Here is a 15,731-nt window from a genome sequence, read left to right as displayed (position 1 = left end):
TGATGGTGACCGGATCACTATTCGAATCGTACTCTGCCGCGTCTTCTGCGAGGTCACCTGCCTCGCTACTGCAAGACGGTCACCACTTGGCAAAGGAGGTGAAGACGACGATCCTCCCGCTTAGGTCGGACAAGTTGATTTCGTTGCCGTCCTTGTCGAGCAGAGGCTCGGTTTCAAAGGCGGACATCGTGCCGCCGATATTCGTGTTGTAAAATTGTACTTCGTAGGAGTACGTTTTCTGGTTGCTCATGTGCCCGGCGGAGTCTTCCACCCACATCCGGAAGATGTGCGGAGCCTTGCTGTCGGTACGCTCCATCGCGCCTTCGATTTCGTTGAGGTAGTAGCCGAACATGTTGGTTCCGGCTTGCGCCTCGCTGCACTTGATGTAACTGGGAATCGTGTCGTATTCGACCGACCCGCCTTCATCGAGGCTGTAGTACATCTTGCCGCCGTTCAGGTCGCATTCCAAATCGGTTACCGACAAACCGATGAAAACCTGTTCGACTTCATTGAACTCACGCATGAAGTTCGTTTCGCTCCAAATGAGCTGGCTGAAGCCGTCGGCCGCAAGAGAAATCACCGGCGTTTTGACTACCGGCGCGCCTTCGTCGTCGTCGTCATCGTCGCCGCCGGTGTCATCGTCCCCGGTCGTGTCATCGTCGCCGGCGGTGTCGTCGTCGTCGTCGTCCGCTGTTTCCAGGCAGGCCTCGGCCGCCGCGCAATTCTCCGCATTCATGACGCAATTGCCGACATCCGCGGCAAGGTCGAATTCGCAGAACTGTTGGCAGTCGTCCATGTTCACCGCGCCGATCAATCCAGCCAAGCCGCATTCGCTGATCGTGCTGCAAAACTCGGCGCACGGACCACCGGCGCCGTCGTCGTCGTCGTCGTCGTCGTCGTCGTCATCACCGCACGTGACCCCGAAGGTCATCGCCATGACCACGAAAACAACACTCAGAAGCAAATACCAATTCTTTTTCATGTTGTTCTCCATATTTCCAACGTACCGGCGGATTCTAGTTTGCCTGGGCGGCTGAGTCAATTTGGCTTGACCGCGCCGGGCCACTTCGCGCAAACTGCCTGCATAACCCGCAGGCCAACGGAAAAAACGAAGTGATGACGAAGGTTTCCATCGTGGTGGCGGCATATCAAGCCGCGAGCACGATCGGCCGTACGGTCGATTCGTTGCTGGCCTGCCGGGGTGCCGACGCCGCCGAAATCATCGTGGTGGACGACGGCTCCGACGACACCACCGCTGCCGCCGCCCAGCGAGCGGGCGTGCGCGTACATCGCATCTCCCACCGCGGTAGGAGCGCCGCGCTCAACGAAGGGCTGTCGCTGGCCACCGGCGAAGTCGTGCTGTTTACCGACGCCGACTGTGTCGTGCCTCCCACCTGGATCGAAAACACCATGGCGGAACTGGGCTCGTGCGACGGTGTCGGCGGCAACCTGATCCCCTCACGCGGCACGGTGGTGGAACTGGCAAAAGTGCTTCGGTACATCGAAGAATTCGAGCGCCCCGCGGATCTCGTCGGCGACTACCGGGGCATCTGCCTCAACGGCAACAACATGGCGTTGCGCCGGAGCGCGCTCGATGCCGTGGGCGGCTTCGATGAGGGCTTCGTGCACGGAGCCGACGCCGACCTGACGCGCCGCCTACTCGCCCAAGGATTCCGCCTGCGCCGCACGACCGCGACCCACGTGACCCATTTGAAGGTCGACGACCTACGCTCTTTCCTGCAAACCATGTGGCGGCGCGGCAGCACCGTTCGCTTCGGCATGAAAAAGGGAGACGAGAACGTCCTGACCCTGGCTCGCGCACTTGCGCTATCGCCGGTAAAGTGGCTTTTTATCGATCTTTTTCGGGTACCGCGTTTGCGCGCGCTGGGCGGGGTCGGCCGCGGGCCGCACATTTGGCTGACGCCGTTTGTCAATTTGTTCGGCGGCATCGCCACGGGGCTCGGTCGCATTCATTTCTTCCGCAGGTTCCGTAAGGAGCTGCCATGAGCCTGGCGCGCAAAGCCGTGGGGGCGACTTTCTGGGTCGCGGTGACGACCTACGCCAGCCAGTTCGTCGCTTTCTTTGCCAACGTCGCGCTGATGAGGCTAATCGCCCCGGAAGCCTTCGGCGTGCTGGCGCTGGCGGTATTTTTCGCCACGCTGGGCCGCAAGCTGGTCGGTTTCGGTTTCAATCACGCCCTGGTGCACCGGCAGGAGGAACTGCCCGCCGCCGCCGGTACCCATCTACTTCTGCACCTGACCAGCGCCGCACTGGTGATTGCGCTCGCCGCGATCTGCTATCCGCTGGTGGCGGTGCATTACGACGGCATCACGGCTCTGGTGTTGGTGATCGTGGCCGTGGGGGCCGCTTTCGAGAGTGCCGGGTACACGCCGCGCATCATGCTCGAAAAGCGCGTCGAGTTCCGCAACCTGCAACTGCTCAACCTCGGCGTGACGGTGGGCGTCAATGCGGCGGCGGTGCTCGCGGCGCTGTTGTGGCCCAACGTGTGGGTGTTGGCGCTTCGCCTGGTGGCGGCGCAACTGACGGGCGCCATCGGCTATTGGCGGCTCAACCGGGGTATGAAGTTGGCGCGTCCGAGCCTGCGCTTGGCGCGCTGGTACTTGAGCTTCGGCGCGCCGCTCTGGGTGGCCGGGCTGGCGACATTCGCCGTACTGCAATTCGACGACTTTCTGGTCGGCACGCTCATCGACAAAGAAACGCTGGGCTTTTACGCCCGCGCCTACGCCCTGGCCGTGCTGCCCACCACAATGATCACCCACATCGTGGCGCGCGTCGCTTTTCCGATCTACGCCAACGTGCAGCACGACGGGGAAAAGCTCACCGAGGCGTTCGGCACGGTGTTGCGGATGATCGTGCTGCTTTCGGCCCCGGCGGCAGTGGGGCTGGCGTACGTCGCGCCGGAATTCGTGTTGGTCGTCTTCGGCGCCAAATGGCTGCCGATGGTTCCCCTGGTACGTTGGTTGATGCTCTACGAGCTGCTGCGGCCGATTTTCGACGACGTGGGTGAGTTGTTTACCGCCATCGGCCACCCGCGCAAAATCAGCCGCATTCAAATCGCCCAGGCCGCCGCCGTGATCGTCATCACACCGCCGCTGGTGTGGGGCTTAGAAGCCGTCGGCGCGGCGATCGCGGTCGGGCTCGTCATGCTGCTGGGCGTCGTGTTGGCCTATCGGTCGCTTCGCCCGCATGTTAACATTGACGCGGCGCGGCTGATTGTCGTGCCGATTGTTTGTTGCCTGGCTGCCGGCGGCGTGGCATGGGGAGTGTTGTACGTGTGGCCCGTGGACGACGTAGTGTGGCGGTTACTGGCCAAGGCGGCATTGTTCACAGGCGCGGCAGCCGCGTTGTTATTACTCGCACAGGGCCGCGCCTTGCGCGATGATTACCGTCGTTTACGCGAGCGTTTGAAAGGGGCGAGTCCCTCGTGACGATTCTCGATTTGGGTTGCGGAGCGAATAAAACGCCGGGAGCGTTCGGGGTCGACCGGTACGATTTCACAGGCGTGGATTTGACTCACGACCTCGACTCCCTGCCCTGGCCCTTGGCCGACGGCGCCTACGAGCGCATCGTGGCGCATCACATTATCGAGCATGTGGCCGATCCGGTCGCCTTCATGAAGGAGATCCACCGCGTGGCCGCGCCGGGTGCGCAGGTGGAAATCGTCACACCGCATTTTTCGAATCGCTGCGCCTATGCCGATCCGACCCATCGCCGCGCTCTCTCCGTGCGCGCCTTCGACCTGATCACCGGGACGCCGCCGTGGCGGCCTAACACGGCGCAGATCGCCGCACACTATCTGTTCGAGCATCGCTTTGCCTACGAACCGCTGGCCGGAGTTCCTTCGTTTACGCGGCGCTCGGTGTCTCTTTCGTTTCCGCGCATCTGGCGCTGGTGTGGTTTTGCCTGGCTGGCCAACCGCCTTCTTGATTTCTACGAGTTCCACTGGGCATGGATTCTGCCGGCGCGGGACATCACCGTCGTGCTGCAGGTCGAGAAGGACGCGCCATGAATCTGGCGCGTTTCGGCGACAAGGTCGTGTTTTTCTCTGACACCAGCGGCGGCGGCTGGCGCGGCGGGCTGCGCCGCGTGCGTAACGCCCTCGACAAAGGCCCCGCAGGCGTCCGTAACGATCTGCGCCGTAAGCTGCACCGCCGCCTACACCCGCACGAAACGATGCCTTTCGCCCAGGCGATCCACATCGAAGTGACCAACGCCTGCAACCTGCAATGCGTAATGTGCCCGCGAACCGGTATGGATCGCCACGTCGGCTTCATGGATCGCAAGCTGTTTGAAAAAATCGTCGCCGAACTTCGGCCATACCGGCACTACATCGAATCGGTGGCGCTGATGGGGCTCGGGGAGCCTTTCTTGCACAAGGAGTTGATCGACTTCGCCCGCCACGCGAAAGCCGCCGGTCTCGGGCGGATTTACACGAGCACGAATTCGACCCAGTTCACCGAAGACCTAGTGGACGAAGTGTTGGATGCGGCGGTGTTCGACCAGCTCATCCTCTCGATCGACGGCGGCAAGGAAACCTACGAAAAAGTGCGACCCGGCGAACCCTATGAAACCGTCGAAAGCGGCGTCCAACGGCTGTTGCGCGCCAAACGCAAGCGCGGTTTGCGGCGACCGGAAATCGAACTGCAAATTCTCTACATGGACGAAACCGCCTCCGAACTCGAGGCGTTCTGCGAACGATGGGTGCCGGAACTCGGCCTAAGCGACCGTATCCTGATCAAGGAAGTCGACACCTTCGGCGGGCAGGTATCCGACCGCCGGCTGACCGGCCAGAAGCGGCGGGAACCGGCCGATCGCTACGCATGCCGGCAATTGTGGAAAGACATGTCCATCGGCTGGGATGGTCTGGTGACGGTTTGCTGCAAAGACGTGTTGTACAAACTGGCGGTCGGCAACGCGGGCGATCAGCGGCTGATCGACCTATGGCACGGCAAACGCTGGGAGGGTATCCGCCGCCTGCACACGGAAGGCAAATGGGACTGGCTCGACCCGTGTAATGTTTGTAGGGAGTGGTGGATTTGAACGGCACGATCCTGCACGTTACCGACGCTTTCGCACCGGAAGCCGGGGGAGTTGAGCGCGTCGTTGAATGTCTCGCCGCCGCCCAGGTCCGTCGCGGCTACCGAGTGATCGTACTCACCAAGGCCGTCGCCGACGCCCCCCTCACCCAAGACCGCGCCGACGGCATTCGGGTCGTGCGCTATCGCCACGCGACGCGATTCGCGCCGTGGGTGTATTTGACCAGTTACCGGCACGGCAAGCGACAAGCCGCGGAGTTGTTGCGCCACGAAAAGCCGGATCTCGTGCACTATCATCTGACGTTGGCGTCGCAGGGCCCGCTTTCGGCGCTGCCACGCGAGCTGCCTTCGGTGTACTCATTCTACGGGCCGTGGCACGCCGAATTTTCCGTCGAAGTCGAGGAAATGCCCGCGCGGTCGGGTTTCCTTTACGGCGCGTACTTGCGGGCCCAAATGGCGATGCAACGGCGGATGCAAACCCGGCTGCTCAATGGGGTGCGGCGGATCGCCGTTCTCTCCGATTTCAGTCGCGAGTGGATCGCCCGGCTCGCGCCGCATCGCACATACGGCGTCGAGAAAATTCCGGGCGGGATCGATACCGAGCGCTTCACGCCGGGCCCCCGCGACGAGGAAATGCGCCGCCGGCTCGACCTGCCCGCCGATGCTTTCGTTGTTTTCACGCTGCGGCGGCTCGTGCGACGCATGGGTATCGACCTGCTTATTGACGCCGTGGCCGACCTGAAAACCGAGCGGCCCGTGTGGCTGCTTGTCGGCGGCAAAGGCCCCCTGCGCGACGCCCTGGAAGAGCAGGCCCGGCAGCGCGGTATCGCCGACCGCGTCCGCTTTCTCGGTTTTGTGCCCGACGAGGACCTGCCGCGCTTGTACCGCGCCGCCGACTTGTTCGTCGTACCCACGCGGGCGGAGGAGAACTTCGGCCTGATCGTGCTGGAAGCCGCCGCCTGCGGCACGCCGGTCGCCGCCACCCCGGCAGGATCACTGCCTGAAGTGCTGGCGGTGGCTGACGACCGATACCTGGCCGGCGACGTGACGGCCGCTGCTCTGAGCGAAGTCATCACTCGCGCGATGTCCGATGGCGAACACGTGCGTCGCCACATTCGGGAAGAGGTCGCCCCGCACGTCCGGCGTGAGTACGTGTGGGAAACCGTCGCCGACAAGTTCGACGCGCTGTACCGCGATGCGGGGGTGTCGTGATGCGCGTGGCGGTGCTCGGCCATACCTACGTCGTGGACGCCAATCGCGGCAAATGGCGACGGCTGGCGGCGCGAGGTCACGAAGTGATTTTGTTTTCGCCGCACCAATGGCGGGAAACCGATTTCGGCCTGCGCACCTTCGAGGTGGCGACGGACATCGAAGCCCACACCTTCGCCTGCCCGGGTCACGGCCACGTTCGACGGTACGGGTACCCTTTTCGCTCGCTGCTTGCCGCGGTGCGAGGCCGACGGGTCGACGTGCTCGTGGCCGAAACCGAACCGGGTGGTGTCGCCTCATGGCAGGCGGCGCTTCTGGCGGTGAGTCTCGGGCTGTCGCTGCTGCCTTTCGCGTGGGAGAACCTACCGCTTACCGGGCGCTCCGCATGGGCGGCCCGGCCGGTGTATACGGCGACCCGCCGCTTGCTCGTCGGTTCACAAGGTGCGGCGCAAACCGCCTGGCGGGCCGGTTACGGCGGGCCGGTCACCGTGGTGCCGCAAGTGGGCGTGCCTGTCCCGAGCGCCTCCCGCCCGGCAGCCGAAAAGGGCGGCACAAAAACGGCTCTGTTCCTGGCGCGGCTCGATCGTAAAAAAGGGGCCGACCTGCTGCTGGACGCCCTGCCCCATGTCGCGGGCTGGCGCGCGGTGATTGTCGGCGACGGCGACGAGCGCGATAATCTGCAGCGGCAGGTCGAATCGTTGGGTTTGGCCGAACGTGTTAGGTTTGTCGGCGCGGTGCCGCATCGAGACGTGCCTTCGTGGTTGGCGCAAGCCGACGCTCTGGTGTTGCCGAGCCGGTCGGTTCCGGGGTGGGTTGAGCAGTTCGGCCACGTGCTGGCATGGGCGATGTCGGCCGGGGTGCCGGTCGTCGCCGCGCGCTGCGGAGCGATCCCCGAAGTCGTCGGCGAGGCCGGGCTGTTGGTTCCGGAAAACGACCCGCGGGCCATTGCCGCTACGCTTGCGCAACTCAGCGATGACCACTTGGCGCAGCGCCTACGCGACGCCGGTCGTGAGCGCGCGCATGAAAAATATACGGACGACGCCGTGGCGCGTCGGCTGGAGAAGGCGCTGGTCATGGCGTTGGAGCGAGACGATGGCGATGTCCTCGACTGAGCAATTCATTCAGCGCATCGTCACTCACCGCAACGCACGGGAAGTGATCGGCGTGATGATCGGCATTGCCATGGCGTGGATCGTCGGCAAGGGCATCGCCGGCGGCAAGTTTGGTTTCTTGATCATGGTCGGCGGCTTGATCGTGTTTCTGGTCTCCTTTTTCCGGCGGCATTCGATCGTCTTCCTGTTTCCTGTCGTGATTTCTGTACCGAATATTGGTTTGGATATCCCCGGCCCCTGGGCCGTGACGATTCAAGACGCGTTCGTGTTGTTGATTTTTGCGGGCTACCTCACGCGCCGAATCATTCAACGCAAGTACATCATTCCGCGCAACGACAACATCCTGATACCGTTTCTAATTTTCGCAGGCATTGCCGTACTGTGTTTGACGAAAGTCGCGTGGATCAGTCCGGGTAATTTGCTGTTTAACATTAAGGAGTTGATGCGGTTGTGGCTGCTGCTGCTGTTTTACGTCGTCATGACCGACGTACTCGACAGCAAGAAGCAACTGTTGCGTCTTACTTTCTGGCTGCTGATCTGGGCTGTATGGATGATGGCCGTCAGCGCCTACATTTATCTGACGCTGTCACCCTTCTGGTACTACATCCTCACGATGCAGCCGGCTTACATCTTCATGCGCACGAAGGTTCTGCGCATGGCCAGTATCGCCGGCTCCACGAGCTACACCGGCATTTACTACGCGGTGATCGCCGCGCTGGGCGCGCACTTCGTGCCTTTTTACAATACGAAGCTGCGGCGGATGGGCGGTATCGCATTCATGGTCGCCGTGATGACGTGCATTGTGTTTACCTTCAATCGCGGCACCTGGGTCGGCATTTTACTGGGCCTGACGGTGATGGTGATTCTCGGCGAAATCGAACGCCGGCGGGTTTTGGTCGGCGCCTTGCTGATCGGCGGCATCGTCGCCCTGATGACCACATCGTTATTCGGCGAAATCGACGTCGAACAGCAGGTGGTCGATTTCTTCTATTACTCGCGAAGCAGCGCGCAATCGCGTATCGTGCGATGGATCAGCGCCATCAACGTGATTATCGACCATCCTTTGCTGGGCGTGGGCTACAACAATTACGCTTTCGTGTACGGACGGTACTCGATCGTCGAAGGCATCACGCGCATGTACGGCAGTCCACACAATATGTACGTGGATGTCATCACCGGAACGGGTATCCTCGGATTTTCGGTTTACGCGACGATGATCATTCGTTTGTGGCGGCAAATGCAAACCAACCTCCGGGCGAATCTACCCCGCGATATGCATCTGCTTTCGCGCGGCGTGTTCATCGGTTTCCTTTTCTTCCTCGGCAGCGGCTTGTTCGACTCCTTTCTGTTCAAACCGCACCACAGTTCGTACTTGATCGTTACGCTATGGGCTATGAGTACCGCGATCTTCCGGATTCGCACCGGGGTTATCGTTGACCCCGACGTCGAACTCACCGACGCCGCACCGACCGCACCACCGGGCGACGAGGCCCCATCATGAACGCCGCGTACGCCTTGATTCGCCTGGCAACCGCGCCGTGGATCGCCACGCGCAGGCATCGCCGCGCCGATTACAGCCCGGAACGAGTGCACAAAATCTGGGTCCACAAACCCGACCACCTCGGCGACGCCATCCTGGCCCGCCCGGCCCTGGCGGCCCTACGCGCCGCCTTTCCAAACGCCGCGCTCACCATCGGTTGCCATCCCGAAGCGGCGGCGCTGTTCGAAGGAGATCCCCTCGATATCGCTACGTACGGTTTCGACAGCCCTTTTCTCGGAGGGCAAGGCCGTTTGCGGGCGTATCGGCGGCAAGTGCGGGCCTTCGGTCCGGACCTGGTAGTCAACCTGCGCCACGACGTGCGCGACATACTGCTGTGCGGGTGGTTGGGGGCGCGTTGGCTGGTATCCTACGACCATCGCGACGCGGCGCGTTTCGCCAGCCATCCCGGGTCGCCGCCGCTCGAAAATCGGTCCGAAGCGGAAAACCACGTCACGTTGCTGCGCGAGACCCTGCACATCGACGCCGCCGACCCGCCGCCGCCGGTGTTTGCCGCCGCCTCGCCGCCGGCTTGGGACGAGCTACCGGGCGACGGCCCACGTATCGTGCTGCATGCCGTCGCGCGCACGGCAGCCAAAATGTGGCCGGTTGCCTCGTGGCGCGAGTTGATTACCATGCTCGGCGACAAACGCCCCACGCGCCTGGCGCTCATCGGATCCGCAAGCGACCGGGAACCGAACGCCGCGATCGCCGCCGGCCTTCCCGTTGCCGACTGGGCAGGACGCTTTTCGCTGCGTGAAACGGCGGAGTTGATTGCCGCGGCCGATGCGCTGGTGGGCATCGACTCAGGCCCCGGCCACCTAGCGGCCGCCGTCGGCACGCCGGTGATTTCGCTTATGAGCGGCACCAACCGCGCGGCGCGATGGGCGCCCGCCACGTCGACGGCTCTGTCGCACGCGGTGGATTGTGCGCCGTGCGCTTGCGAACGATGCCCGGTTGTCGGTCATCCTTGCATGCGGGAAATCGCTCCGGCCAAAGTACTGGCCGCGTTGGAAGAGGTTTTGGTTCGCCATGCAGATACTCTTTGACGCCACACCCTTCGTAGCCGCCCGTCCGACCGGCGCCGGGCGACTCGTGCAATTGGGGATGGCGCAACAGTTCGAATTGGACCGTGAGAACCTCTACCGCATTTTCGGTTTCGCTCCCGAAGTTTGGCCGCCGGATTCCATGCCGGAGAACTTTCGCTACGAACGCATTTCGCCGTGGCCTTGGCTGGGTCCGTTGGCCATGGAGACGGCGCGCCGGCATCACATCGGCTCATGCCTGACCAAGTACAACATCGATGTTCTGCATTGCACGCTGGAAATGACGCCGGTGTACGACGAACATGCGCGCACCTTGTTCAGTTTGTATGACCTGGCGCGGCGCACGACGTCGTTCGTACGTTCCTCCGGGCGGTCGGCGCGTTCGTGGGGACGCACGTGGCTGCGTTATCGCCTGGCGCGCAAGGCCGACATGATTCACACGATCAGCGAGTTCAGCGCCGAGCAAATCGCCAGTCAACTTCAGATCCCGCAACGGCGCGTGCGGGTGGTGTATCCGGGTGTCGACCCGCGTTTTACTCCGGGTGAGCCGGACCACGATTGGCTTGCCGAGATCGGTCTGGAAAAGGAGCCCTTCTTCCTCTTCGTCGGTCAGTTCGGAAGGCAGAAAAACGAAGAGGGCCTGCTTCGCGCCTTCGCCGCCGCCGTGCATGAAAACGCCGCCGGCAACGCTCGCCTCGTGTTGGTAGGCGACGACTCCGCTATGCGCGACACAACCCGTCAAATGCTGCGCGACAAGCTTCCGGATCGCGCCATTTTGCTGCCGAAAGCCACCGATGAGCAGCTATTAAGCCTCTATCGCGGCTGCGTGGCGCTGATTCTTCCGAGTTTTCACGAGGGTTTCGGCCTGCCGGTGGTCGAGGCTATGGCCTGCGGGTCGACCGCGATTGTCAGCAACGCGGGCAGCCTGCCCGAAGTCGTCGGCGACGCGGGCTTGGTCGTGCCGGTGGATCATAGCGACGATCTGGCGACCGCCATCGACCGCTTGGTGCGCGACACCGAACTGCGCGACGCCCTGCGGCGGCGGGCCACGGTGCGGGCGCAGCATTTCACCTTCGCCGGTTATGCGCGCGGATTGTTGAGTTTGTACGAGGAACTGGCTCATGGCTAACGCCGCCCTAGTCGTAAGCCTGCAAGGAATCGGCAACGCCCTGCTCGCGTTGCCGCTGGCCAATGCACTGCGCCAAGGCGGCCATGACGTCGACCTACTGACCCTCTCACCCCGGGCTGTACCGGTGTTGGCCCACGCTCCCTTCGTGCGCGACGTGATCGCCGCCGACGACGCCTCGTATACCGGGTGGCGCGGCCGCCTGCGACTCTTGGCCGAATTGCGCCGCCGGCATTACGACACGGCGGTGTTTTCCTTTCCCTCGGGGGCCAACGCCTACCGCCTCATCCGCGCCGCGGGCATCCCGGCACGCATCGGCCATCGCTATGCGGAAGTGGGACGCGCCGCGGGCAATCTCACCGCGGCATTGCCGACGATGCGCCGCGCCCACGACCTGGAACACAACCTGCAACTCGCGGAGCACCTGGGCTTGCCGCATGACCCCGCCGCGTTGTGGCCGGTGTTTTTTCCGTCGGCTCGACTGCAGGACAAGGCCCGCAATTATCTAGCCGAACACGGTGTTGATCCGTTGCAATTGCATTTGGGTTTGCACACGGGTTGTGATGGCCGCTGGGTCGAGAAGCGTTGGCCGGAGCATCATTTCGCCCGTCTCGCGGAACTCGTTTACGAGAAGCACGGCCTAAGCGCGGTTGTCCTGGACGGCCCCGGCGAACCGGGTAGCGGCCGCCGAGTGGCGCAACTGGCCCGCACTCCCGTGCACGCCCTGGACGGCTGGGGCGACCTCACCGACGCCTGGGCGCTGATCGCCTGCTGCAAAATTGTCGTCAGTAACGATTCCGGCCTGATGAACCTGGCGGCAGCTTCGGGTGTACCGACCGTGGCCGTGTTCGGGCCCAGTGAGGCCCATCGCACTCGGCCGTTCGGACCTCGCGGCCGGATCGTGGTCGCCCAACGTCCTTGCGCGCCATGCTTCGACCTGGGCGATTACTCCGGTTGTCCCTACCCGCACAGTCATTGTCTGAACGCCGTCACGCCCGAGAGCGTGTTGGCCGCCGTCGAGGAGTTGCTGAACTGATGCGGATTTTGTACATCGACCAGTATTTTTCCACGCGCCAGGGCATCAGCGGCACGCGCGGCTACGAATTCGCCCGGCGTTGGGTTGCAGCCGGGCACGAAGTCACGATGCTGTGCGGCACGAGTCGCTACAGCCATCTGGATATGGAGCCGCAACGGCGCTTGCTGCGCCGCACGAACGTGGACGGCATCGACGTGCTCGTCGTGCGGGTTCCGTATGCTCAGCAGATGGGCGTGGCCGGTCGCCTGCGCGCGTTTCTCGCCTTTATGTTTTGGGCGGCGTTGGTCGGCCTATTCACGGCCCGTCACGACGTGGTGTTTGCCTCCTCCACACCTTTGACCGTCGGCGTGCCCGCGGTTTTGATCAGTCGCTTGCGCGGCACGCCCTTCGTATTCGAGGTACGCGATTTGTGGCCGCGCGCCCCGATGGAAATGGGTGCCATTAAAAATCCAATGGCCATTGCCCTTGCCCGCGCGGCGGAAAAGCTGTTTTACCGAACGGCGGTGAAAGTCGTCGCCCTGAGTCCCGGCATGGTCGAGGGGGTCCTCGACGCTGGGAAGCCCGAGGACGACATCGTATTGGTGCCCAATTGCTGCGACCTGGATTTGTTCGCCGACGCCGACGCGGGCCAAGTGCGCGAGGAACTCGGGTTGGCCGACGAGGATGTCGTGGTGATTCACGCAGGCAACCTGGGCCCCTCCAACGACGGAGATTGGCTGCTCAATCTAGCGCGGGGCTGGCTGGAAGCGGACGAGCACCGTCTGCGATTGTTACTGCTGGGCGAAGGTAGCCGGCGTTCCCATTTGGAGCGTCGCTGCGAGCGCGAAGGACTGACCAACGTCGTGTTCGCCGGGCCGGTGACGCGCGCGGCGACGGCGGCTTACGTGCGGGCGGCGGATTTCGGCATCGTCTCGTTTGCCGACGTGCCGGTGCTCAAGACCAACAGCCCCAACAAGTTTTTCGACTACCTGGCCGCCGGGCTGCCGGTGCTGGTCAATACCAACGGCTGGACCGCGCAACTGCTCGCCGAGAACGAAGCCGGCCTGCTGCTGCCGCGACATCCTGAAAACGCCGCGCGCCAAGTAGCCGAACTCGCGGCGGACCCAAAACGTCGCGCCGCGCTCGGACGCAACGCCCGCCGTCTCAGCGAACGTTTCGAACGCGGCAAGCTGGCCACCGAGGTCTTGAACACGTTGGAAACGTCCCAGTTGGAGAAAACCTGCGGGCTCGAACCGGCGTTGAAGAGATTGATCGACATGCTGGGCGCGGCGCTGACGCTCGTATTGCTGTCTCCATTTTTGCTGGTCACGGCGCTGGCGATCAAAGTCGATTCGCGCGGGTCGGTATTCTTCCGACAGCGGCGGACCGGTCGCGACGGGCGCGCCTTCCAAATGTGGAAATTCCGCACGATGGTGACGGGCGCGGCGGACCTGGGCAATGGCCTCAATGTCGGTGAGCGCGACCCGCGCATCACCCGCTTGGGCCGTTGGCTGCGCGAATGGTCGCTGGACGAATTGCCGCAAATCATCAATGTCCTGCTTGGCGACATGTCGCTGGTCGGTCCACGTCCGGTGTTGGAGGAACACGTCGAGCAATACGATCAGACGCAACGCGAGCGACTGCGCGTTCGCCCCGGCCTGACCGGCTTGGCGCAGATCAGCGGCCGCAACGCCCTGACGTGGCCGCAAAAACTAGCCTTTGACGTGCAATACGCCCGCACCTGGTCGTGGTGGCGCGATTTAGTGATAATCGTAAAGACGATCCCGGTCGTCTTTCGGCGCGAGGGGCTGTACGAATCCGACGCCGGCAAGAACGACAAATTCAACGAGTTCGACGATGGCGATCACTAGGCTACTCACCACAGAGGATCACGAAGCGTGGCGCGCGCTGCTGGCCGACACGCATTTGGGTGACGTATATCATCACCCCGGCTACCTGGCGACGTTAGCCGCGCGCGGTGAGGGCGAGCCGCTGCTTTTCGTTTTCGAAAGTGAGCAGGGACGTGGCTTGCACGCCGTGCTCAAGCGCCCGTTGGCCGACCTGCCCTTCCCCCACGCGTTTCGCGACGGTTTCGACGCCGTGTCACCCTACGGCTACGCCGGGCCCGTGTTGGAATCGCCGGCAATCGCCGAAGTGTTTTGGGATCGCTGGTCGGACGCGGCACAGCAACTGGGGATCGTCTCCGAGTTCGTGCGCTTTCACCCGCTGCTGGCCAATCACGCCGCTTGCGCGGGCCTTTTCGACATCACGCAGGCCGGGCGGACGATCTGGATGGACCTGGCCGACGATCCGTGGCAGACGGTAAGCAAGTCGCGTCGCCGGGATGCGGGCTACGCCCAACGGCAAGGCGTGAAAGTGGAATCAGTGGGATTGGAACATTTGTCATCGTTTGTGCGCTTGTATCAGGAAACCATGACCCGCGTGGACGCAACGGGTTACTACTTTTTCGACGAGGCCTATTTCGCGGCGCTGGCCGACGGACTTGGTGACGACTTCCGGCTCGTGCGGGCGCATCTGGACGGAACGGATTGCGCGTACGCACTTTGCCTGCGACACGGCGAGCGGCTCCACTATCACCTGAGTTGTACGGCAGAAGCGATGAGTCACACGCGCGCGGTGAATCTGTTGCTGATCGAAACCGCAGTGATGGCCCGCGATGCCGGTCTCACGCAGTTTCATCTCGGCGGCGGTTATCGGGGCGAAGACTCGCTGTTCGATTTCAAATCTCACTTTTCGCCGCAGCGGTCACCGTTTTTCGTCGGCCGCGTGGTGCATGACGAGACGGCCGTATCCGCGCTGACCGGCAAAGCGAAAGCCGCCGGCGTGGTAATGAACGACTCGAGTTTCTTCCCACCGTACCGGAGCGGGCGATGAGCGACGACATGCGCCAGTTTTACGATGACGAAGCACAACGCCAAAAGTGGGGTCGGGATCTGGTCGGCGCCGGCTTGTTTTCCTGTGAGGCGGGGATGGTCGACACGTATTTCCAACCCGGCGCGAGTGTGTTGGATGTCGGCTGCGGCGGCGGGCGCGAAGCATTGGCGCTGGCCGAACGGGGCTTCCAGGTTACCGCCGTCGACTACACGCCCGCCTTCGTCGAGGCCTGCACCGCTGCGGCAAAAGAGCGGGGCCTCACGATCGATGTACGTCAAGCAAACGCCGACAGCCTGCCGTTTGCCGACGAGCAATTCGATCACGTCATCATGGTCGGTCAACTGCTCGGGCACGTGCGACCGCAAGCTAGGCGCCGGCAGGTACTGCGGGAAATCGGCCGCGTCATGAAACCCGGCGTGGCCATTGTTTCCACCAATGCGATCGAACGCAGCCCGATGTACGGCGCGTATTTCCTCGTGGCGAACTTCGTGCGGCGTTTTTACAATCCGCATGAACTGGAGGAGAATGACGCCTTCGTGCGCCACGTCGGCGAAAGCGCGCGCTTGATGAAACCGCGCCCCGTTTTCCATTGGTACCACGCCGATGAATTCCGACTCGACGCCGCAGCAGCCGATTGGCAGGTCGAAAAAATCCTGAGGCGTTGGGAAGAGGAGCGCGACCCAACCGACCGTTCCACGAGCGGCGAAACCTTCTACGCAATTCGAAAGGGTTAA

At 63.0% G+C, this 15,731-nt stretch carries 14 protein-coding genes; 13 read left to right on the top strand and 1 reads right to left on the bottom strand.

Translation table 11 applies throughout. The features are described from left to right. Positions 1–79 precede the first annotated feature (79 nt). Positions 80–982, bottom strand: a complete 903-nt coding sequence (locus tag P9L99_08980) for a hypothetical protein (protein ID MDP8223480.1) — start codon at positions 980–982, stop codon at positions 80–82. A gap of 134 nt (positions 983–1,116) precedes the next feature. Between P9L99_08980 and P9L99_08975 the strand changes: the two genes are divergently transcribed. The 13 genes from P9L99_08975 to P9L99_08915 are packed head-to-tail and all read left to right on the top strand — an operon-like array spanning position 1,117 to position 15,731. Continuing rightward, on the top strand, positions 1,117–2,007 hold the full coding sequence (locus tag P9L99_08975) for a glycosyltransferase (protein ID MDP8223479.1): 891 nt from the start codon (positions 1,117–1,119) through the stop codon (positions 2,005–2,007). After that, positions 2,004–3,449 carry an oligosaccharide flippase family protein gene (locus tag P9L99_08970; protein MDP8223478.1) on the top strand — a complete coding sequence of 482 codons (1,446 nt, stop codon included), beginning with the start codon at positions 2,004–2,006 and terminating at the stop codon, positions 3,447–3,449. The genes P9L99_08975 and P9L99_08970 overlap by 4 nt, the downstream gene beginning before the upstream one ends. Next, on the top strand, positions 3,446–4,030 hold the full coding sequence (locus tag P9L99_08965) for a methyltransferase domain-containing protein (GenBank protein MDP8223477.1): 585 nt from the start codon (positions 3,446–3,448) through the stop codon (positions 4,028–4,030). The genes P9L99_08970 and P9L99_08965 overlap by 4 nt, the downstream gene beginning before the upstream one ends. Further along, a complete protein-coding gene (locus P9L99_08960) occupies positions 4,027–5,061 on the top strand; it encodes a radical SAM protein (protein MDP8223476.1) in 1,035 nt (344 codons plus the stop codon). The genes P9L99_08965 and P9L99_08960 overlap by 4 nt, the downstream gene beginning before the upstream one ends. Continuing rightward, entirely contained in the window at positions 5,058–6,269 is a 1,212-nt protein-coding gene (locus tag P9L99_08955; GenBank protein MDP8223475.1) for a glycosyltransferase family 4 protein, read from the top strand. The genes P9L99_08960 and P9L99_08955 overlap by 4 nt, the downstream gene beginning before the upstream one ends. Continuing rightward, positions 6,269–7,378, top strand: a complete 1,110-nt coding sequence (locus P9L99_08950; protein ID MDP8223474.1) for a glycosyltransferase — start codon at positions 6,269–6,271, stop codon at positions 7,376–7,378. The genes P9L99_08955 and P9L99_08950 overlap by 1 nt, the downstream gene beginning before the upstream one ends. Further along, positions 7,287–8,879 carry an O-antigen ligase family protein gene (locus tag P9L99_08945; protein MDP8223473.1) on the top strand — a complete coding sequence of 531 codons (1,593 nt, stop codon included), beginning with the start codon at positions 7,287–7,289 and terminating at the stop codon, positions 8,877–8,879. Before P9L99_08950 ends, P9L99_08945 begins: the two co-directional genes overlap by 92 nt. Further along, positions 8,876–9,964, top strand: a complete 1,089-nt coding sequence (locus tag P9L99_08940) for a glycosyltransferase family 9 protein (protein MDP8223472.1) — start codon at positions 8,876–8,878, stop codon at positions 9,962–9,964. Before P9L99_08945 ends, P9L99_08940 begins: the two co-directional genes overlap by 4 nt. Further along, positions 9,948–11,090 carry a glycosyltransferase family 1 protein gene (locus tag P9L99_08935; protein MDP8223471.1) on the top strand — a complete coding sequence of 381 codons (1,143 nt, stop codon included), beginning with the start codon at positions 9,948–9,950 and terminating at the stop codon, positions 11,088–11,090. The genes P9L99_08940 and P9L99_08935 overlap by 17 nt, the downstream gene beginning before the upstream one ends. Further along, positions 11,083–12,123 carry a glycosyltransferase family 9 protein gene (locus tag P9L99_08930; GenBank protein ID MDP8223470.1) on the top strand — a complete coding sequence of 347 codons (1,041 nt, stop codon included), beginning with the start codon at positions 11,083–11,085 and terminating at the stop codon, positions 12,121–12,123. Before P9L99_08935 ends, P9L99_08930 begins: the two co-directional genes overlap by 8 nt. Continuing rightward, positions 12,123–13,973, top strand: coding sequence for a sugar transferase (locus P9L99_08925; GenBank protein MDP8223469.1), 1,851 nt, complete (start codon positions 12,123–12,125; stop codon positions 13,971–13,973). The genes P9L99_08930 and P9L99_08925 overlap by 1 nt, the downstream gene beginning before the upstream one ends. Further along, positions 13,960–14,997 (top strand): GNAT family N-acetyltransferase, encoded by a 1,038-nt coding sequence (locus P9L99_08920; GenBank protein MDP8223468.1) that lies wholly within the window; start codon positions 13,960–13,962, stop codon positions 14,995–14,997. Before P9L99_08925 ends, P9L99_08920 begins: the two co-directional genes overlap by 14 nt. Beyond that, positions 14,994–15,731 (top strand): class I SAM-dependent methyltransferase, encoded by a 738-nt coding sequence (locus P9L99_08915; GenBank protein MDP8223467.1) that lies wholly within the window; start codon positions 14,994–14,996, stop codon positions 15,729–15,731. The genes P9L99_08920 and P9L99_08915 overlap by 4 nt, the downstream gene beginning before the upstream one ends.

Source organism: Candidatus Lernaella stagnicola (assembly GCA_030765525.1).
Taxonomy (GTDB): Bacteria; Lernaellota; Lernaellaia; order Lernaellales; family Lernaellaceae; genus Lernaella; species Lernaella stagnicola.
This window is presented reverse-complemented; position numbering and strand designations above follow the sequence as displayed.

What these genes read in the sequence shown, in the direction of transcription:
- P9L99_08980 (MDP8223480.1), bottom strand. Translation starts at nt 982, where the DNA reads ATGAAAAAGAATTGGTATTTGCTTCTGAGTGTTGTTTTCGTGGTCATG.
- P9L99_08975 (MDP8223479.1), top strand. Translation starts at nt 1,117, where the DNA reads ATGACGAAGGTTTCCATCGTGGTGGCGGCATATCAAGCCGCGAGCACG.
- P9L99_08970 (MDP8223478.1), top strand. Translation starts at nt 2,004, where the DNA reads ATGAGCCTGGCGCGCAAAGCCGTGGGGGCGACTTTCTGGGTCGCGGTG.
- P9L99_08960 (MDP8223476.1), top strand. Translation starts at nt 4,027, where the DNA reads ATGAATCTGGCGCGTTTCGGCGACAAGGTCGTGTTTTTCTCTGACACC.
- P9L99_08950 (MDP8223474.1), top strand. Translation starts at nt 6,269, where the DNA reads ATGCGCGTGGCGGTGCTCGGCCATACCTACGTCGTGGACGCCAATCGC.
- P9L99_08945 (MDP8223473.1), top strand. Translation starts at nt 7,287, where the DNA reads ATGAAAAATATACGGACGACGCCGTGGCGCGTCGGCTGGAGAAGGCGC.
- P9L99_08940 (MDP8223472.1), top strand. Translation starts at nt 8,876, where the DNA reads ATGAACGCCGCGTACGCCTTGATTCGCCTGGCAACCGCGCCGTGGATC.
- P9L99_08935 (MDP8223471.1), top strand. Translation starts at nt 9,948, where the DNA reads ATGCAGATACTCTTTGACGCCACACCCTTCGTAGCCGCCCGTCCGACC.
- P9L99_08930 (MDP8223470.1), top strand. Translation starts at nt 11,083, where the DNA reads ATGGCTAACGCCGCCCTAGTCGTAAGCCTGCAAGGAATCGGCAACGCC.
- P9L99_08925 (MDP8223469.1), top strand. Translation starts at nt 12,123, where the DNA reads ATGCGGATTTTGTACATCGACCAGTATTTTTCCACGCGCCAGGGCATC.
- P9L99_08920 (MDP8223468.1), top strand. Translation starts at nt 13,960, where the DNA reads ATGGCGATCACTAGGCTACTCACCACAGAGGATCACGAAGCGTGGCGC.
- P9L99_08915 (MDP8223467.1), top strand. Translation starts at nt 14,994, where the DNA reads ATGAGCGACGACATGCGCCAGTTTTACGATGACGAAGCACAACGCCAA.